Source organism: Arthrobacter dokdonellae, from assembly GCF_003268655.1.
GTDB classification, from domain to species: domain Bacteria; phylum Actinomycetota; class Actinomycetes; order Actinomycetales; family Micrococcaceae; genus Specibacter; species Specibacter dokdonellae.
In genome coordinates, this window is the sequence record NZ_CP029642.1 from 676,062 (window position 1) to 694,533 (window position 18,472).

19 protein-coding genes and 1 tRNA gene are annotated in these 18,472 nt (G+C 66.4%); 10 read left to right on the forward strand and 10 right to left on the reverse strand.

The window, feature by feature from the left end; all coding sequences use genetic code 11:
* Positions 1-135: 135 nt before the first annotated feature.
* The 4 genes from radA to DMB86_RS03070 all read right to left on the reverse strand — a co-directional run bounded on the left by radA (position 136) and on the right by DMB86_RS03070 (position 4,976).
* Positions 136-1,533 carry a DNA repair protein RadA gene (gene radA, locus DMB86_RS03055; RefSeq protein WP_113716495.1) on the reverse strand — a complete coding sequence of 466 codons (1,398 nt, stop codon included), beginning with the start codon at positions 1,531-1,533 and terminating at the stop codon, positions 136-138.
* 63 nt (positions 1,534-1,596) lie between these two features.
* A complete protein-coding gene (locus DMB86_RS03060) occupies positions 1,597-2,724 on the reverse strand; it encodes an FUSC family protein (protein WP_113716496.1) in 1,128 nt (375 codons plus the stop codon).
* A gap of 103 nt (positions 2,725-2,827) precedes the next feature.
* Positions 2,828-3,304, reverse strand: a complete 477-nt coding sequence (locus tag DMB86_RS03065; protein WP_171814346.1) for a MarR family winged helix-turn-helix transcriptional regulator — start codon at positions 3,302-3,304, stop codon at positions 2,828-2,830.
* 10 nt (positions 3,305-3,314) lie between these two features.
* Positions 3,315-4,976, reverse strand: coding sequence for an MDR family MFS transporter (locus DMB86_RS03070; protein WP_113719304.1), 1,662 nt, complete (start codon positions 4,974-4,976; stop codon positions 3,315-3,317).
* 291 nt (positions 4,977-5,267) lie between these two features.
* Between DMB86_RS03070 and pstS the strand changes: the two genes are divergently transcribed.
* From pstS to pstB, 4 genes are read left to right on the forward strand one after another with little or no spacing between them, the layout of a single operon-like run.
* A complete protein-coding gene (gene pstS / locus DMB86_RS03075) occupies positions 5,268-6,383 on the forward strand; it encodes a phosphate ABC transporter substrate-binding protein PstS (RefSeq protein WP_113716498.1) in 1,116 nt (371 codons plus the stop codon).
* Between the two features lie 30 nt (positions 6,384-6,413).
* Positions 6,414-7,361, forward strand: coding sequence for a phosphate ABC transporter permease subunit PstC (gene pstC, locus DMB86_RS03080; protein ID WP_227878568.1), 948 nt, complete (start codon positions 6,414-6,416; stop codon positions 7,359-7,361).
* 11 nt (positions 7,362-7,372) lie between these two features.
* Positions 7,373-8,467 (forward strand): phosphate ABC transporter permease PstA, encoded by a 1,095-nt coding sequence (pstA, locus tag DMB86_RS03085; protein ID WP_418202299.1) that lies wholly within the window; start codon positions 7,373-7,375, stop codon positions 8,465-8,467.
* A 26-nt stretch (positions 8,468-8,493) separates the two neighbouring features.
* Positions 8,494-9,273 carry a phosphate ABC transporter ATP-binding protein PstB gene (gene pstB / locus DMB86_RS03090; RefSeq protein ID WP_113716500.1) on the forward strand — a complete coding sequence of 260 codons (780 nt, stop codon included), beginning with the start codon at positions 8,494-8,496 and terminating at the stop codon, positions 9,271-9,273.
* A gap of 111 nt (positions 9,274-9,384) precedes the next feature.
* On the opposite strand, the gene DMB86_RS03095 is transcribed toward pstB, so the two are convergent.
* The 3 genes from DMB86_RS03095 to DMB86_RS03105 form a co-directional block, all read right to left on the reverse strand.
* Entirely contained in the window at positions 9,385-10,392 is a 1,008-nt protein-coding gene (locus DMB86_RS03095) for an inorganic phosphate transporter (RefSeq protein WP_335645038.1), read from the reverse strand.
* A gap of 5 nt (positions 10,393-10,397) precedes the next feature.
* Positions 10,398-11,015: a DUF47 domain-containing protein gene (locus DMB86_RS03100; RefSeq protein ID WP_113716502.1), complete on the reverse strand. Its 618-nt coding sequence runs from the start codon at positions 11,013-11,015 to the stop codon at positions 10,398-10,400.
* Positions 11,016-11,246: 231 nt separating this feature from the next.
* Positions 11,247-11,894, reverse strand: coding sequence for a hypothetical protein (locus tag DMB86_RS03105; protein ID WP_113716503.1), 648 nt, complete (start codon positions 11,892-11,894; stop codon positions 11,247-11,249).
* Positions 11,895-12,041: 147 nt separating this feature from the next.
* Here DMB86_RS03105 and DMB86_RS03110 point away from each other — a divergent pair.
* The 4 genes from DMB86_RS03110 (at position 12,042) to DMB86_RS03125 (ending at position 14,207) form a co-directional block, all read left to right on the forward strand.
* Positions 12,042-12,114: transfer RNA gene (locus DMB86_RS03110), tRNA-Lys, on the forward strand.
* 104 nt (positions 12,115-12,218) lie between these two features.
* Positions 12,219-13,052 carry a hydroxymethylpyrimidine/phosphomethylpyrimidine kinase gene (locus DMB86_RS03115; RefSeq protein WP_171814347.1) on the forward strand — a complete coding sequence of 278 codons (834 nt, stop codon included), beginning with the start codon at positions 12,219-12,221 and terminating at the stop codon, positions 13,050-13,052.
* Positions 13,053-13,094: 42 nt separating this feature from the next.
* The gene (locus tag DMB86_RS03120) at positions 13,095-13,445 is read left to right on the forward strand and encodes a GNAT family N-acetyltransferase (RefSeq protein WP_113716505.1); all 351 of its coding nucleotides are present in this window, start codon (positions 13,095-13,097) and stop codon (positions 13,443-13,445) included.
* The gene (locus tag DMB86_RS03125) at positions 13,446-14,207 is read left to right on the forward strand and encodes an SDR family NAD(P)-dependent oxidoreductase (protein ID WP_113716506.1); all 762 of its coding nucleotides are present in this window, start codon (positions 13,446-13,448) and stop codon (positions 14,205-14,207) included.
* 29 nt (positions 14,208-14,236) lie between these two features.
* Here the strand turns inward: DMB86_RS03125 and DMB86_RS03130 are convergent, their stop codons facing one another.
* Positions 14,237-14,956: a GAF and ANTAR domain-containing protein gene (locus DMB86_RS03130; RefSeq protein ID WP_113716507.1), complete on the reverse strand. Its 720-nt coding sequence runs from the start codon at positions 14,954-14,956 to the stop codon at positions 14,237-14,239.
* 10 nt (positions 14,957-14,966) lie between these two features.
* On the reverse strand, positions 14,967-15,677 hold the full coding sequence (locus tag DMB86_RS03135) for a GAF and ANTAR domain-containing protein (protein ID WP_113716508.1): 711 nt from the start codon (positions 15,675-15,677) through the stop codon (positions 14,967-14,969).
* A 209-nt stretch (positions 15,678-15,886) separates the two neighbouring features.
* Here DMB86_RS03135 and DMB86_RS03140 point away from each other — a divergent pair, with 209 nt between their 5' ends.
* Both DMB86_RS03140 and DMB86_RS03145 read left to right on the forward strand, forming a co-directional pair.
* A complete protein-coding gene (locus DMB86_RS03140; RefSeq protein WP_113716509.1) occupies positions 15,887-16,150 on the forward strand; it encodes a hypothetical protein in 264 nt (87 codons plus the stop codon).
* 96 nt (positions 16,151-16,246) lie between these two features.
* The gene (locus DMB86_RS03145) at positions 16,247-16,903 is read left to right on the forward strand and encodes a hypothetical protein (RefSeq protein ID WP_113716510.1); all 657 of its coding nucleotides are present in this window, start codon (positions 16,247-16,249) and stop codon (positions 16,901-16,903) included.
* Here DMB86_RS03145 and DMB86_RS03150 read toward each other — a convergent pair.
* Positions 16,837-18,423 carry an MFS transporter gene (locus DMB86_RS03150; RefSeq protein ID WP_227878569.1) on the reverse strand — a complete coding sequence of 529 codons (1,587 nt, stop codon included), beginning with the start codon at positions 18,421-18,423 and terminating at the stop codon, positions 16,837-16,839. The two genes, DMB86_RS03145 and DMB86_RS03150, sit on opposite strands and share 67 nt — an antisense overlap.
* Positions 18,424-18,472: the final 49 nt, after the last annotated feature.

Sequence of the window (18,472 nt, forward strand, 5' to 3'; positions counted from 1 at the left end):
TATAAGTACGTCTAGAAGATATTTACTAAAATATCCAGTTCGGATTCGGTTACCGGATCCGGTCAGCCTCACCGCATCGGATCCGGCCGGCTCCACGGGAAAGCCCGCCGGCCAGCTCCGCCGAGCTCGACCACCCTAGAGATGCAGCAGCAGCTCGGTTGCCTCGGCAATGTGCTCAATCTGCTTGACCGTGAAGTTCGGCGGTATGGTGCCCGGTCCCGCCGGGCTGAGGGGCACCAGCGCATGCGTGAAACCCAGCCTGGCCGCCTCTTGGATGCGCTGGTTGATGCCAGGCACGGGACGTACTTCCCCCGCCAGGCCCACCTCGCCGAACGCCACCATCTTGTGATGCACGGGCCGGTTGATTTTGGCCGACGCGATGGCCAACGCCACGGCCAGGTCCATGGCGGGTTCGGTCAGTCGGGCCCCGCCCACAGTCGCCACATAACTGTCGTCGGCATCCAGGTGCAGGCCGGCACGCTGCTGCAGCACGGCCAACAGCATGCCCACCCGCGAGGAGTCGAGCCCGCTGACGGTCCTGCGCGGTTGCGATCCCATCGAGGTGGTCAGCAGGGACTGGACTTCAGCCAGCAGGGGCCGCCGGCCTTCCATCGTCACCGAAATGCAAGTGCCCGAGACCGGCTGGCTGGTGCGGCTGGTAAACAGCCCGCTGGGATCGGCAAGCCCCTCGATGCCGTCGTCGGTCAGGTCAAAACAGCCGACCTCGTCCGTCTGCCCGTAGCGGTTCTTCACGGCCCGCAGCAGGCGCAGGCGCGAGTGGCGTTCGCCGTCGAACTGGCAGACCACGTCAACCAGGTGTTCGAGCAGGCGCGGGCCGGCGATGGAGCCATCCTTGGTCACGTGCCCGACGAGCAGGGTGGTCATGTTCAGGCGCTTGGCCGCGGCAATGAGCGAGGCCGCCACCTCGCGCACCTGGGAGACCCCGCCTGCGCTGCCATCCACCATGACGCTGCTAAACGTCTGCACCGAGTCCACGATTAACAGCGCCGGTTGTACAGCCTCCACCTGGCCCAGCGCCGTGCCCAGGTCCGTTTCGGCACCCAAATAGAGGGTGTCGGCGACGGCGCCAATGCGTTCGGCGCGCAGCTTCACCTGCGCCGCGGACTCCTCGCCCGTCAGATACAGCACCTTTTGCGGTTCGCGGCCATGTTCATTGCGGGCAAACTTTGCGGCGACGTCAAGCAGCAGCGTGGATTTGCCCACCCCTGGTTCGCCTGCCAGCAGGATGACGGCACCGGGCACCATGCCTCCGCCCAACACTCGGTCCAGCTCGGGCACCCCGGTCAGGTTGTGTGCCGCCTTGGACGCGTCCACCTCCGAGATCAGCTGGGCCGGGCGCACCACGGTGGTAGCCGCGGTAGTGCGTACCATGACCGTGCCGACCTCCTCAAGCGTGCCCCACTCCTGGCATTCGCCGCAGCGCCCTACCCACTTCACGGCAGTCCAACCACATTCGGTGCACCGGAAGTTTTGACCGGTGGATTTGGGCGCCTTGGTTGTCTTTGTTGCCATGGAACAACCCTAGCGCCGGCCACCGACACGCGGCGCCCGTGGGGCGGTGGGGGGTGTGGACAACTACAGTTTGGGGAGCAGTGAGCGGGCGTCCGCCGGATCCATTTTTGCCGTCTCCAGCAGGTCCACCATGAGCGTGCGGAAAAGCAGCACCAGCGCTTCCCCCTCCATGCGCGTGATTTCCAGCGTGCCGGGGTGCAGCCGGGTGGCGATGTCGGCGAGGGCGTCGCGGGCATGGCTCAGGGAGGCCTTGCTGGGGCCCGACGGCGGGTGGGCAAGCGCCGCTCCCAACTCGTCGAGGGCGGAGGCAGAGTCGCCCAGCACCTCTGCCAGATGCATGCTGCCGGCATCGGAAAGTGCGGCATTGGTGATGGCGCTTGCCAGCCTGCGCGCCAGCACCCGGCTGGAGCGCATCGCGTAGTCCACACGTTCCATGAGTCGTGACATCCCCTCCACCTCTTCCAGGTGGCGCCGGTAGAGGGGGGAAAGACGCGCGATTTCGACGGCACCGTGCAGGCCCTGGCGCATTGAGTCGATGCGGGGCTGCTGGCTGCGGGCCCGGACCAAGGCATGCCATGCCGTGGTGGAATCGTTGTAGGACAGCGCGGACGCGCACTCTCGCAGCACGAGTGAAAGCTCACCCAGCATGACCTTCAGGTCGCTTTTGGGTGCCCTGCGCGGATCGCGCGGCACCAGTAGGGTGGCGGCCAGCGCAAAGCAGCCGCCCACAACGGCGTCGATGCTGCGGGTGAATGGCCCGCCGGCGGGGACGGGGAGCAGAACCACCAACAGGGACTGGAGGGCGAGCTGGGTGGTGAAAATGGCGCCCGAATCAAGGAACCGGGCCAGCAGAATGGACAGGAAAACCACCAGGGCCGCCTGCCAGATGCCCGAGCCCAGCCAGGTCAGCAGGGTGTCGCCAAGCACGATTCCAATGGTGCATCCCAGCCCGACCTCCATGACGCGCCGCAGCCTTGGATCCCGGGAGAAGCCCAGTGCGATGATGGCGCTGGTGGCCGCAAACAGCGGTCCCTGGTGGCCCAGGACCAGTGACGAAAAGTAGTAGGCGCCCACTGCGCAGATGGTGATCAACAGCGCCTGAAGGACGGAATTCGCGCTGCGCCGGAGACCAAGCCGGGCACGCGTCTTGACGAAGGTGAGGGTCCTGGCGGGCCGGTCCAGCTCGGGCATGGGAACCAGTCTATGCGGGATGGCGGTCCCCGTGTCGCAAGTACAAGGGGGGCCGCCCACTGCTCTCCGCCCCGGGCGGAGGGCCGTGGGTGGCCCCTGCGAATCACTCGGTGCTTGTGTTTAACCGGTCCAACAGGTCGGCGAAACGCCGGACTTCGCCCGCGTCCCACGCCGAGAGCCTGTCATAGAGGACCCTGCGGGCCTGCGACTGGGTATCGTCGAAGCGGGTTCGGGCCTCCCCTGTCATGGCGACGAGATGGGCGCGCCCGTCGCTGGGATCCGGGGTGCGCTCGACCAGGCCGAGGGCCTCAAGCTGCTTGATGGTCCGGCTCATTGCCGCCTTGTCCGCATCAACGTTGTGCGCCAGGGCCACCTGCTGGATGGGTCCGGACTGGGAGAGGATTGTCAGCACCTTAAAGCCCATCGGCTGCAGCTCGGGGTGGATGGCTGCCGCCCGGCTGAGGATGCTTTTGCGGGTCTTGACGATCATGATCCCAAACTGCTTTTCAACGTCCCGGATGGCCTCCTGCAATGCCGGGTCGGCGGCGTCCGCGGACGGCAGTGCAAAGGGGTCGCTCATGCAATCCATGTTAGCTCCGCCCGACGGGCTGCGCGCCGGTCTCAAGGCCCGGCGTCACGGCAACCAGAGCCTCGCTGACATCGGCAAGGGTGTGCTCGGCGTTTTCCAGATCCCGGTGGCCGGTGGCAGCGGCGTCGCTCTTCTCGCGCTGGTCGCGGGTCTGCGTGCTCAGTTCCAGGTTGGGCAGGAAGGCCACCGCCAGGATTGTCAGGATGCTCAGCGGGGCGGCGACCATGAAAACGAAGGCCACCGAATCGCCGTAGCTGGATTCAACGATGGTCCGGACGGAATCCGGCAGGCCGTGGACTGCAGGAATGCTTCCGCTGGCCAGGGCGGAGGCAAGTTCCTTGCCCTGTGTGCCAAGTGCCGCAATGGCTGACTGCAGTTCGGCCGCCTTGCCGCCGAGCAGGTCCACGACCTTGGTTGCCATGAGCGCACCGAGGACCGAGACGCCGATGGTGCCGCCGAGGGACCGGAAGAAGGCGATGCCGGAACTTGCGACGCCGATCTCGGCCGGGGTGACGGCGTTTTGCACAATAAGGACCAGGTTCTGCATGACCATGCCCAGGCCGGCGCCAAGGAGGAACATGTACACGGAGACCAGGACGAAGTTGGTGTCGTAGTGGATCGTGCCCAGGAGGTAGAGGCCCAGCAGCTGGAGGATCGAACCGGCGACCATGATCGTCTTCCACTTGCCGTGCTTGGAGATCAGCGCGCCGGCAATGGTGGAGATGATGAGCAGGCCGGCCATCATGGGGATGGTCATCAGCCCGGACTGGGTCGCGTTGGCGCCGCGCGCCAGCTGCATGTATTGGGCCAGGAAGACGGAGGTGCCGAACATTGACACGCCCACGGAGATTGAGGCGACGACGGAGAGGGTGAAGGTCCGGTTCCTGAACATGGTCAGCGGGATGATCGGCTCGGAAGCCTTCAGTTCCACGATGACGAAGGCAAGCAGTGCGGCGGCCGCGGCGGCGACCATCAGCGCGGTGGTGGTGCTGGCCCACTCAAACTGGTTTCCGGCCAGGGACACCCAGATCAGCAGCAGCGACACGCCGGCCGAGAGCAGGATGATCCCGGCGTAGTCGATGCTGACCCTGCGCTTTGCCTGCACAGGCAGGTGCAGCGTCTTTTGGATCAGGATGATGGCAATGGCCGCGAAGGGCAGCGCCACGAAGAAGTTCCAGCGCCAGTTGATGGCGTCGGTGATGAAGCCGCCGATCAGCGGGCCGCCCACGGTGCCCAGGGCCATGACGGCACCGAACAGGCCCATGTACTTGCCGCGTTCACGCGGGGAGATGATGTCCGCCATGACGATTTGGCTCAAGGCTGTCAGTCCGCCGGCGCCCAGGCCCTGGAAGACGCGCATGGTGATGAGCATCGAGGTGTCCTGTGAGAAGCCGGCAATGGCGGAGGCCACGACAAAGACCACCAGCGAAAGCTGCAGCAGCACCTTGCGGTTGGAGAGGTCGGCGAGCTTGCCCCAGATCGGGGTTGAAATGGTGGTGGCCAGCAGAGTCGCGGTCACGACCCACGTGTAGGCGGCCTGGTCTCCGTGCAGGTCGGAGAGGATGACGGGAAGCGAGGTGGAGACCACGGTGCCGGCGAGGATGGAGACGAACATGCCCATCAGCAGGCCGGTCAGCGACTGGATCACCTGGCGGTGGGTCATGCCGGAGTCGGACAGGGCGCGGTCCGGCCGTGTCGGCTTGGTTATTTGTGACAAAAGGGCTCCAGGGAATAGTGAAAGCGGTTGATTAATGACAACTATATTGAAATGGTTGCCAAATTGCAACCAGTTTCGGTGTGAGCCGTGTCTCCCGATGGCGGCGTCGGGAATGCCAGAACCAAGAATCCCATCAGCGTTCACCCTGCGTTCATTTGGGGTGGACCGTCGCGTCACCTGGCGCCCGTAGCTTCAAGGGGTAAGGAACCCCAGATACCCATCGAAGAGGTAAATCGCGTGAAGGCACTACACATAGCTCGGGTGGCAGCAGTTCTCACCGTCGGCGCGCTCGCCCTGACTGCCTGCGGCACGGACAACGCCGTGACACCCGGCGCGGGCGGCACAACCGCTGGACCCGGAGCATCCGTCACCGGGACGCTGACGGGCACCGGCGCCACCTCCATCTCCGCCGCCATGGATGCCTGGAAGGCCGGCTTCGAGTCCGCCAACGCCGGTGCCACGGTCCAGTACTCGCCTGAAGGCTCCGGTGCGGGCCGGAAGGCGTTGATCGCCGGTGCGGTGCAGTTTGCCGGTTCGGACGCCTACATGAAGGACGCGGAACTCGCCAGCGCGAAGGCCAAGTGCGGCCCCGACGGCGCCATCGACGTCCCGTGGTACATCTCCCCGATCGCTGTTGCGTTCAACGTCCCCGGCGTGAAGGACCTCAAGCTCGACGCCGGCACCGTCGCCAGGATCTTCCGCGGCGAGATCAAGAACTGGAACGATCCCGCCATCAAGGCGTCGAACCCGTCCGCAGCCCTTCCGGACCTGGCGATCACGCCTGTGCACCGTTCGGACAACTCGGGCACCACCGAAAACTTCACGGACTACCTGGCGCAGGCGGCCAAGTCGGTCTGGACCGACGCCAAGTCCGGCGACTGGCCCTCCGCGCTGCCGGGCGAGAACGCCAAGGGCACCTCCGGCGTCGTCAAGACAGTGGCCGAGACCGCCGGCGCCGTCACGTATGCCGACGACTCGGCCGTCACCGGCGACCTCGGCAAGGCCGAGCTGAAAGTTGGCGACGCGTACGTTCCCGTCACCGCCGAGGCCGCAGCCAAGGCGGTCGACCAGGCCAAGCCCGTGGCGGGGCGCTCCGCCAACGACCTCTCGCTGAAGCTGGACCGCACCACCACCGTGGCCGGCGCCTACCCGGCCGTCCTGGTTTCCTACGGCGTGTTCTGCGCCCACTACCCGGACGCCAAGACCGTTGACCTGGTGAAGGCCTTCGGCAATTTCGTGGTCGGCGACGCCGGACAGAAGGCTGCCGCCGACGCCGCCAAGAGCGCCCCGCTGTCCGCCGCGCTCGCCGCCAAGGCAAAGGCCTCGATCGACTCCATCACCGTTGCCAAGTAGGCAGCGACAAGCAACGTAGAAGGTACTAGTTTGTCCACCATCAAGCCCGCACCCAAGGCGAGGACACGGCAGGCCGGCTCCGGCCGCACAGGAGACAAGGTGTTCTCCGCCGCTGCGCTCGGCGCCGGCGTGCTGATCGTCGTCGTGCTGTTTGCCGTCGCCATGTTCCTGGTCATCCAGGCCCTGCCGACCTTCAGCGCCGCGCCCGCCGACATCACCGGAGGCAGGGGGTTCGCCTCCTACATCCTTCCCATAGTCGTCGGAACCCTGATTGCAGCGGCCATTGCGCTGGTCATCGCCACGCCGGTGGGGATTGCGGTGGCGTTGTTCATCTCGCACTACGCACCGCGCGGGATGGCACGCGGGCTGGGCTATGTGGTGGACCTGCTCGCCGCCATTCCCTCGGTCATCTATGGTGCGTGGGGCGCCACGTTTCTGGCGTCCCAGCTGAAGGTGCCGTACCAGTGGCTGGCGGACAACCTTGGCTGGATCCCGATCTTTGCCGGACCCGCGTCCGGCACGGGCAAGACCATCCTGACGGCCGGCATTGTGCTGGCAGTCATGGTCCTGCCCATCATTGCGTCCCTGGCCCGTGAAATCTTCCTCCAGGCGCCCATGCTGCACCAGGAAGCGGCGTTGGCACTGGGAGCCACCCGGTGGGAAATGATTCGGATGGCCGTGCTTCCCTTTGCCCGCGGCGGCATTATCAGCGCCGTCATGCTGGGCCTGGGACGGGCCCTGGGCGAAACCATGGCCGTGGCCCTGGTGCTCTCCTCCGGGCCGTTGATCGCGTCGTTGATCCGCTCCGGCAACCAGACCATCGCCGCCGAGATCGCCCTTAATTTCCCCGAGGCGTTTGGGCTGCGCCTGCATGAACTCATCGCAGCGGGTCTGGTCCTGTTCCTCATCACCCTGCTGGTGAACATGGTGGCCCGCTGGATCATCAGCCGCCACAAAGAATTCTCGGGAGCCAACTGATGGCGACGCTCATGACCGAACGGAAACATTCCGCCCTGACCCGCGGGCGGCTGCCCAAGTACACGCCCTACGTGATTGCCGGGTCAGCCATTGTGGTGGCCGCAGCCCTCATGGCCCTCGTCGGCTTCAACGTCTTTGGCTGGGCTGTGCTCTCCGCGGTGCTGTTTGCCGCGGGCAATGTGGCGGGCACCGCCGTCGTCGAAGGACGCCGCAAGGCCACGGACAGGCTGGCCACCTCCCTGGTGGTGGGCGCGTTCCTGGTGGCCCTGCTGCCGCTGGTCTCCGTGATCTGGACGGTTTTGGTCAACGGCATACCCGGTCTGTTGAGCCCCGGTTTCCTCGGCACGTCCATGAAGGGCGTCACCGGCGCCATTGACAACGCCTCGGTGGCCAACCACACGCCCGTCCTGGGCGGCGTCTACCACGCGCTGCTGGGCTCTGTGCTGATCACCTTGTGGGCGTCGGTGATTTCCGTGCCCGTGGGCCTGCTGACGGCCATCTACCTGGTCGAATACAGTGCGGACAACAAGTTTTCCAAGGTCATCACCTTCCTGGTGGACGTCATGACCGGCATACCCTCGATCGTGGCCGGCCTGTTCGCGGCGGCGTTCTTTGGCCTGGTCATGGGGCCGGGGACCAAGACCGGTTTCGTTGCCGCCGTCGCCCTTTCGGTGCTGATGATCCCGGTGGTGGTGCGCTCCAGCGAGGAAATGCTCAAGATCGTGCCCAACGAACTCCGCGAGGCCGCTTACGCGCTCGGCGTGCGCAAGTGGCGCACCATCCTGAAGGTGGTCATTCCGACGGCGATCTCCGGCATAGCCTCCGGCGTCACCTTGGCGATCGCCCGGGTCATCGGCGAGACCGCGCCGCTACTGGTCACCGCAGGCTTTGCGTCCCAAATCAACTCAAACGTTTTTGCCGGGTGGATGGCGTCCCTGCCCACGTTCATCTACACGCAGATCATGACCCCCACCTCGCCGTCCAACCCCGACCCGTCCGCGCAGCGCGCCTGGGCCGCGGCCCTCCTGCTGATCCTGCTCGTCATGCTCCTGAACCTCGGCGCCCGCCTCGTGGCGCGCATCTTCGCTCCCAAGACCGGCCGCTAGAACCTAAGAAACGGAACTTCACCAACATGTCCAAACGCATCGACGTCAGCGGGCTGAATGTCTACTACAGCGACTTCCTCGCCGTGGAAGACGTCAACATCACCCTTGACGCCAAGTCCGTCACCGCCTTCATCGGCCCCTCGGGCTGTGGCAAGTCCACCTTCCTGCGCACCCTGAACCGCATGCACGAGGTCATCCCCGGCGCCCGCGTCGAAGGCCAAGTGCTGCTGGACGGCGACAACCTCTATGCGGACGGCGTGGACCCCGTGACCGTGCGCAGCCAGATCGGCATGGTGTTCCAGCGGCCCAACCCGTTCCCCACCATGAGCATCCGCGACAACGTCCTTGCCGGCGTGAAGTTGAACAACCGACGCATTGCCAAGTCAGACGCCGACGACCTCGTGGAGAAATCCCTCCAAGGCGCCAACCTGTGGAACGAGGTCAAGGACCGCCTGCAGAAGCCCGGCTCCGGCCTCTCCGGCGGCCAGCAGCAGCGCCTGTGCATTGCCCGCGCCATCGCCGTTTCCCCGGACGTGATCCTCATGGACGAGCCCTGCTCCGCCCTGGATCCCATCTCCACGCTCGCCATTGAGGACCTCATCAACGAGCTCAAGGACGAATACACCGTGGTCATCGTCACGCACAACATGCAGCAGGCTGCCCGTGTGTCGGACAAGACGGCGTTCTTCAACATCGCCGGCACGGGCAAGCCCGGCAGGCTGATCGAGTTTGCCGAGACCGCCACCATCTTCAACAACCCGGGTCAGAAGTCCACCGAGGACTACGTCTCCGGCCGCTTCGGGTAGCCTCCCCTCGTTGACATTCGAGATAACCACCTCTCCGGAACGCTCCGGCAGGTGGTTATCTCGAACCTCGACTGTCTTTGGGGTGGTGATCTCGAACCTCGACGAGGCTGGTCAGGCTAGGGGCGACAACGCCAGGAAAAACAGCGCCCCGAGGAACGCGCAGGCAAACGGGGTGGCCACCCACATCCACACGATCCGGCCCAGGACACGGCCGTTGGCCACGGAGAAGCGCTGGTTCCGCCCGGCCCCGGCGATGGCCGAGGTCACTGTGTGCGTGGTGGACAGCGGCAGTGCCAGGCCGATGGCACCAACAAACAGCAGCGCCGCGGCCACGATCTGCGCCACAAAGCCGCGCATGGGGTCCACCCGAACCAGCCGGTGGCCCAGGGTGTAGGAAATCCGCCACCCACCGGCCAGCGTTCCCGCGGTCAGGGCGACGGCGGTGAAGACCGGCACCCACGCCGGCGTCGCGCCCTCCGTGCCCAAGCCGGCGGCCAAAAGGGCAAACAGGACAACCGCCGTCGTGCGCTGGCCATCCTGGAGGCCGTGCCCAAACGCCACGGCGGCCCCGGCCACGGACTGGGCCTGGCGCGTCCGCCGGAACACCTGCCCCGGCGCCGTGTTCCGGAACGCCCAGGACGTGGGATAGACGGCCAGGAAGCCAAGCACGAACGCGATCACGGGGGAGACGAGCAGGGGCAGCACGACCAGTGCCAGCAGCGTGCCGTTGATGCCCTGCAGCGGCGGACGGCCCAGCAGTGCGGCCCCCAGCGAGGCACCCACGAGCCCGCTGATCAGCGCATGCGTGGACGATGACGGATAGCCGCGCCACCACTGGTGCACACCCCACAGGCACGCCCCCAGGAGGCCCGCGAGCAGCAGGATCAGCCCGGTGCGGCCCGGCGGCACCGTGAACAGGCGGCCGGCGAACGCGGCCACCAGGAACGCGCTCAGCAGCGCGCCAAGGCAATTGAACAGTCCGGCGAGCAGCACCGCCAGCGTGGGCGTCAGGGCGCGGGTGCGCACGGAAAGGGCGACGGCGGAGGAGACATCGCGGAAGCCGTTGAGGAACGCGAAGCCCGCCGCCGCAACGATGACGGCGGCGAGCAGAAACCCCACCAAGGTCAGGATTCCTTGACGATGATGCTGCCAACCTGGGTGGCGACGGCGCGCATTTTGGTGCTGGCGGCGGCGAACTGGTCGGCGACACCACGGTACTTGGCGAAGCTGGCGGGGCTGTGGTTTTCCAGCAGTTCGGCCACGAGGACGCGGTGCGTGTGGTCGGCGCGCTTGGCCAGGCGCAGGATCTCCAGCCAGTAGTCCTCGAGCGAGTCAAGGTCGTTCAGGGCCTTCATGGCCGCTACCGTCAGCTCGGCCTGCCGGGAGACGATCTCCAGCTGGTCCGCGCCGCGGGCCGGGATGCGCTCCAAGGTGTACAGCTCGATGAATTCCGCCGCGCCGGTGAGGATCTCCGATGTTTCGTGGAGCAGCCTGCCCAGGGCGTACAGGTCCTCGCGGGGGAGCGGGTTGATGAAGCTGGTGCGCATGGTGGTCAGCAGGGTGGAAAATTGGGCGGTCGCCGTGCCCTCGTGCTGGCGCATGGTCTCGGCCAACGCGGGGAAATCACCGCGGCGCGCTCCCAGCAGTTCGGCCAGCGTCTGGGTGCCTGCCAGCACCTGTCCGGCCATGAGAACCAGACTGTCCAGCCCGGCAGTCTCGTGGCGGAAGAAGCGCAACTTCACTCGGGGCGGCCTTTGTCTGGGTGGAAATCCGGGCAAAAAAGTGGTGTCGAACCGGGAGCGCCTCTCGGCACAGGGCCGCTCGAAGCGGCAATAAAATGGAGCCCGGGGGTTCCGCAGTTCGACACCACTTTCAGTGTTCTACGTTGGGTCCCTGCTGTCAACCGGACCCTGTGGACTGCGCATTCAGCCCTTGCGGTACAGGGGGCGCGGCCACAAAGCGGGTGCGCAACTTTAGTCGAGTTCACCCTTGCGCCACGACGCCGCGGCACCTTCAAGGTCTTCGGCCGTGCGCACCAGCTGATGGGCCTTCTTGTTCAATGCCTGTGCGTGTTCCGGGTGCGCGGACTTGCGGTCCACGGCCACGGAGGCCTGCCCCAGCGCCACCACGCGGCAGAACGCGGCAGAGCGTTCCAGCGCAACGTCGAAGTCGCCGTCGAACGCGCCGGAGAGGATGGCGTCCGCCATGGTGGTGATCTCCTCGGCTCCCGGAGGTTCCGCGACGCCGGCGACTGCGTTGGCCACCTGCGCCCGGTGCTGGCCGGCCCGGAAAAAGATGCTGATGCCCTCCGGATCCCGCAACGTGGCGGCACGCAGGGCATACAGCCGCCACAGGGCGCCGGGCAGCGAACGGGCGGGGCTTGCCGCCCACATCTCGGCAATGGCTTCCAGGCCCTGGCGGTCCGCGAGCTTGACCAGACGCTTGGTGATCGCGGGGTCGTTGCTCTCCCGGCCGCCGCGGACCAGCGCGCGGGCGGCAAGATGCGCCGCCTCGGACACGCGGGCGGGGTCGGTTCCGCCGGTGAACGGCTCAAAGTCTGCCGGTGCAAAGGGCAGTGGCTTGTGCGGTCGGGGTGCTCGGTTGCCTGGTCCTTCGTTCATGATCCGACACTACGCCAGCTGCGCGGCAGGGTCGAGGAAGCAGGCAGGGCCGCCGGAGGCAGCGGTGAAATTGCCATCGGGCGCCCGCCGTGCGGTAGTCTGAATTCCGACAACTTTTCCTCTCGCGGAAGGGTTGTCAGCAGGAACGGGCCTTTAGCTCAGTTGGTAGAGCATCGGACTTTTAATCCGTGGGTCATGGGTTCGAGCCCCATAGGGCCCACCTTGGAAAAACCGCAGGTCAGAACCCGGCAACGGGTTACGGCCTGCGGTTCTTTTTTGCCCGCACGGCCCGGAGCGCCCTGCCCGGAATGGCAGGATGGATGCATGACCTCCACAGCACCAGCACTTGCCCTGACCATTGCCGGCTCCGAAGCGACCGGCGGCGCCGGCGCCCAGGCGGACCTGAAGACGTTCCAGGAGCTGGGCGTCTTTGGCATCGTCAATCTCACCTGCATCGTCTCCTTCGATCCGACGGACCACTGGAATCACCGCTTTGTGCCGGTGGACCAGCAGGTCATCGCGGACCAGCTGGAGGCAACCACCGCCGCCTATGGCTCCACTTCCGGCGCGCCCACCGTGCTGGAGACCGTGAAGATCGGCATGCTGGGCAGCCCGGCGACCATCGGCACCGTGGAAACGGCGCTCAAGGCGGCCAACTTCAAGAACGTGGTGCTGGATCCTGTGCTGATCTGCAAGGGCCAGGAACCGGGCCACGCCCTGGACACCGACCAGGCGCTCAAGGCCCAAATCCTGCCCCTTGCCACCTTCGTCACGCCCAACCACTTTGAGGCGGAGTCACTCTCCGGCCTGGCCATCAACACCGTTGAGGACCTCAAGGCCGCCGCCCGGAAGATCCATGAGCTCAGCGGTGCAACCGTGCTCGCCAAGGGCGGGGTGCGGCTGGAAGGCGAGGACGCCGTCGACGTCTTCTTTGACGGTGAAACGCTGGAGGTCCTGTCCGCGCCCAAGGTGGGCGAGGCGGCCGTCTCCGGCGCGGGATGCTCCCTGGCCGCGGCCGTCACGGCGGAACTGGCCAAGGGCGCCACGCCCCTGGAAGCCGCCCGGACGGCCAAGGCCTTTGTCACCGAGGGCATCAGGAACCGCGTGGTTTCCGGGGCCCCTTTCACGGCGCTGTGGCAGGGCGGCGCGGGCCGCTAAGGGCCTGTTGCCAGCGCCCCGGCATTGTGCCAAGCTCACCTTATGAGTGATGAAACAGCCGGGCGCGGCGACGCAGTTAAAGGCGACGCATTCGAAGCAGATGTGACCATGACCCGCAACGACGCCCGGCACCGGTACGAGCTGCACGTGGGCCCGGAACTGGGCGTCATCATCCTCTTCCAGGAACTGCCCGGACACATCGACCTCATCCACACCGAAACCCAGGACGGCTTCGAGGGCCGCGGGCTGGCCAAGGTGCTGGCACGGTACGCCCTGGACGACGTGGTGGCCTCCGGCAAGCGCATCATCCCGCACTGCCCGTACGTGGCCCGGTTCGTGGAGAAGAACCCGGAGCTGTACACCCAGTACACCGATCTCCCGGCCGAGCTGTAGGTGGCGCGCAGCACCGCACTTGTCACCGGCGCCACGTCCGGGCTCGGCGCCGAGTTCGCCCGGCAGCTGGCGAGGTCCCAGCACAATCTGGTGCTCGTGGCGCGCGACGTTTCCCGGCTCGAGGCGAAGGCGGCCCGGCTGCGCCAGGACTTCGGTGGGGACGTGGAGGTCCTGCCCGCCGACCTGTTGACGGACGACGGCGTTGCCTCCGTCGCCGCCCGGCTGGCGGACCGCGGGCGGCCCGTTGAGCTGCTCGTGAACAATGCGGGCTTTGGCCTGGTGACGGCGTTTGAGGACAGCACGGCCGCGGAGGAAACGGACCACCTGCGGATCCTGGTCCGCACGCCCATGCAGCTGATGCACGCGGCGCTTGAACCCATGCTGGAACGCGGCAGCGGGCGGATCATCAACGTGTCCAGCGTCGCCGGCTTCATTCCCCGCGGCTCGTACGGCGCCGCCAAGGCCTGGGGCATCAGCTTCAGCCGCTTCGCCAACCTGCGCTACGGTCCCCGCGGCGTCCATGTGATGGCGCTCTGCCCGGGATTTGTGCACACGGAATTCCACCGGCGGATGGGCGCCAACCTGGGGCGCATTCCGAAGTGGATGTGGCTAAACCCGGACCAGGTGGTGCGTGAGGGGCTGGCAGACTCCGCCCGCGGCAAGTCCGTGTCCATCCCGTCGCGGCGCTACTCCACGCTCATTGCGCTCAGCCGGCTGGTTCCCGACAGGCTGGCGGCAGCCGCGGGCAGCCGCGGACGGTGAGGGGGGGCGGCCTGACGCGCCGGCGCCCGTCACCGTGTAATGGCGAGCTTGCGTGCCACGACGAGTTTTGATGTGGCGTCGAGGGACTGGTTGTGGGCGCGTGCATAGGAACGCAGCAGCGCGAAGGCATCGTCAATGCTGGCGTTGGCCGTGTGGGCTATGACGCCCTTGGCCTGCTCAATGACGATCCTGCTGTTGAGCGCCCGCTGGAGCTGCTCGTTGACAATGGTGCTTTCACGCAGGGCCCGCTCCTGCAGGAGGCTGACGGTGGCGACGTCCGCGAAAGCCTGGGCGATCGCGGCGTCTTCCGCGCTGAGCGGGCCGGCTTCCTGCCGGAACAGGTTCAGGGCGCCTATCGTGTGGCCGCGCAGCCGCATCGGGACGGCGTGCAGCGAGTTGAATCCCTGCGACAGCGCGGCAGCCTGGAACTGCGGCCACCGGGACGCGTCGGCGGCAATGTCGTGGACGGCGACGGGGGCGCCGCTCAGGTAGCAGTCAACGCACGGGCCCGCACCGGCTTCCAGTTGAAGCACCTCCACCAGCTGGCTCTTCTCGCTCGTTGAGGCCATGAGCTGCAGGTCCCCGGCGGGGTCGGCGAGCAGCAGCCCTGCCGCCGTGGCGTCGAGAAGCGAGACCGATTCGTCAACGAGGGTGTGGAGCAGGTCGATGACGTCGTAGTCGACCACCAGGGTGTCCGCGATCTTGACGAAGGCGGCACTCACGCGCCCGGCGCGGCTTTGGATGGCCATAATCGAAATTCTACTTCACACCGGCTGTGCCTTCATCCCCCGGCGCGGGAGAGAAGTCCATGGTCCGGTTAACCACTTCCTGGGCAACGTCGCGGACGGAACGCCCCTGCGAATAGGCACGCGCCCTGAGCAGCAGCAGCGCATCGGTGGCGCTCACCCCGGCCTGCGCGAGGACCATGCCGGTTGCCTGATGGACTTCCCTGCGCGAGAGTGGTGATTCATCCCGACGGGAGGAAGGCTCCCCGCCGCTGTCGGCCGTGAGCAGGTGGCGGAGCAGTTTCCAGGCGGCGGCGTCAGCGAGTCGAAGGGCCGCTGAATGGTCGGCGCGGCCGAGGGCGCCCGGCGTCGTGCTGTAGAGCTCAATGACGCCGATGTCCATGGTGCCGAGCACCAGGGGAAACACAAAGAGGGCCGCAACATCGAGTTCCTGGAGTGCCTTGGCAAAAACCGGCCATGCGGCGTGCGCTGCCTGCCTCACGTCGGGAAGCGCAACCGGCTGTCGCGTCCGGGCCGCCTCCCATCTGGGCCCTTCGCCCAAATCGAACTGGAGTTCATCAATGCGGGCAGAAATGGCGTCCGTCGCCCAAATGGAGGTCTCCGGAATGCGGCCCGGAAAGGCCGAGACGGCAACGCCCGTGACAGGCAGGGCTTGCAGAAAGGCGGCGCACAGCCCGGCACCGAAGTCCGCCGGTCCGGCACCTGGATAGGCAGGGAGAGGCACGGCGATTGGCCTCCTTGGGCGTTGTCTCAGTGCTGCGACACGAACTTCGGAATGGCGGGTCTCCCATCATCCTATGCCCCACGGGCGGAGGACCAAATATGGCCGCCGGATTCCCGCCAGAACCCTTGGAAATGATTTAGAATGGGCATCTGCCCCAGACCCCGGCACAACCATTTTGTTGCGTCTTTTTGGAAGGGGGCAGACACCGCATGATCCATCCCCCGGGCGTCGAATGTCCGGCGCCAAGTGCGCGGCAGGCCGGGAGGGATCAACTGGCAGCCGAGCTGATGGGGCTCATTGGCAGGCTTCGCCGCGAGCTCGACCACTATCTGGCGGTCCAGTCCGATTGTCCCGCGGACGAGTCGGTAAGGCTGCTCAACGATTCCGCTGCCGCCTGGATGCAGGAGTCGCTCCACGACCTCGAGGCGACGGTGGTAGGCCTTGCGGCCGCCGCCGGCCACCACAGGCGGTAGGGGCGCGCGTCAAGGCGGTGTCAGGATTGTTTCCGGACCTGTATGGATCGCGTCAAGAATGGCTCCGGCCGCTCCCGGAGGTGTTCCCATGGATGCATGAACACAGTTCCGCAGCCCACCGTGCGTGTCGGCGGCTTTATCTCCGTGGACGACGGCGGTGAGTTTGACTTCCATGAATCGGCAGGCGCCGTCGTGGCCGCGTTTGAATACCCGGGCGAGGCCGCCTGCATCCTCGACCGGCAGGGTGTGCCGTTCCGGCTGGCGCAGCGTCCGGACGGCCGCCTCGCCCTGGTGCGGGATGTGGGAGTCACGGATTTCTCATGGCTCGGGCATGCCTGGGATGAGGCGCAGCGCCGCGGCCCGCACCGCTATCCGCTGCACAGGTTTCACCCGACCGACACTGGGGCCCTGCTTGAAGCGCTTTTTGAATGCCTGTGGCTGCGCCACGGTCCGGAACCGTGGCCGCCGCCGTCCGAGGTGGCGGCCGGGGCCGTCCTTGTGGATCCCTTTGGCCACGCCTACAGGGCGGCGGAGGTCCCGTCCCTGCTGAAGTCTGCCCGCGCGCTGGCGACACGTGCATCGGCACTGCACGTCAAACCGGGCGCCGGAATCCGCATCCGTCACCCGGTGTTCATCGAGATCGAGGCGGTTTCCGGCGCCCGGAGGGGGAGTTGCGGCGGCCCGGGTCAGGACACCGTTTCGGGGCGTCCAACGGTCACCGGGATGCCCGCGCCAGGGGTCGCCGGCTCGTAGGTCTCGTCGAAGGGCAGGTGGTCCATGTCCAGCAGGGGGTTTTCATCCTGCCCGGCCACCAGCGCCTCCGCCTCCTCCACCGTGGCTACGCTCGGCATCGAACCGGGCAGCGGCTTCTGGGCCGACTCACGCAGGAAGTAGATCGCCACCGCGCCGATGGCGGAGGTGAACATCAGATAATAGGCCGGCATCAAGTCGTCGCCGGTGAGCGTAATAAGACCCTGAATAATGAACGGCGCGGTGCCGCCAAAGATCGCCACGGCAAAGTTGTAGGCAATGCCCATGCCGCCGTAGCGGCTGGAGGTGGGGAACAGCGCCGGCAGGGAGGACGCCAGATTGGCCACGTAGAACGTTACCGGGAAGGCGATCAGCGCCAGGCCCAGAATTGTTGACCAGATGGCGCCGACGCCGATCAGCATGAACGCCGGGAGGGCCAGGACCACGGTGCTCAGGGCGCCGACCCAGAGCACGGGCCGGCGGCCCACCCTGTCGGAGAGCCGTCCCGTCAACGGGATGCACAGGGCCATGATGACCAGGACCGGGATGGTCAGCAGCGTGCCGTGGACGGGGTCGTAGCCCTTGGAGTCCGTGAGGTAGGTCGGCATGTAGGACGTCAGGGCGTAGCCCACGGTGTTGGCGGCGGCCACGAGGATCATGGCGAGCACAATCTGGCGCCAATACACCCTGACCAGCCGGACGGGGCCGCTGGAAGTGTCCTCGTCGCCGGCGGCCGCCGCCTTGGAGTTCTCCTCATTGGCGTCCAGGGTGGCCTGGAACTGGGGGGACTCCTCGATCTTCATCCGGAAGTAGATGGCGATGGCACCCAGCGGGCCCGCGATCAGGAACGGCAGGCGCCAGCCCCACTGCTCCATGACGTCCTGCCCCAGCGTCAGCTGCAGCACGGAGACCAAGGCCGCGCCGATGGCGAAGCCCATGTAGCTGCCCAGGTCCAGGATGCTGGCAAAGAAGCCGCGGCGGCTGTCAGGCGCGTACTCGCTTACAAACGTGGTGGCGCCGGCGTACTCGCCGCCGGTGGAGAATCCCTGCACCAGCTTCAAAAGGACCAGCAGCACGGCGGCCCAGATCCCAATCTGCGTGTAGCCCGGAAGCAGGCCCACGGCAAAGGTGGAGGCGGCCATGATCAGCAGCGTGGTGGCGAGCACCTTTTGCCGGCCGACCTTGTCGCCGAGCCAACCAAAGACGACCCCGCCCAGCGGACGGGCCAGGAACGTTGCGGCAAACGTCCCCAGGAGGAACAATGTTTGGACGCTCTTGTCGGCTTCCGGAAGGAAGACGGGCCCCATGGTGGCGATCAGGTAGCCGAACACGCCGACGTCGTACCATTCCATGGTGTTGCCGACTACGGTGCCGCCGAGCGCTTTTTTCAGCATCGGCGTGTCGACGACGTTGACGTGGTCCACGTCGAGCCGGCGTCGTTTCAGTTGCGGCAGGCGCGGCCTTTTGGGCGTGGCCTGCGTTTTTTCGGTGGTGTCCTTAACACCTGTTTCCGGATGAATCATGCTTCGGTCCATGGGCATTTGTTCAGCTCCCTACGGAGGTCATTTGCTT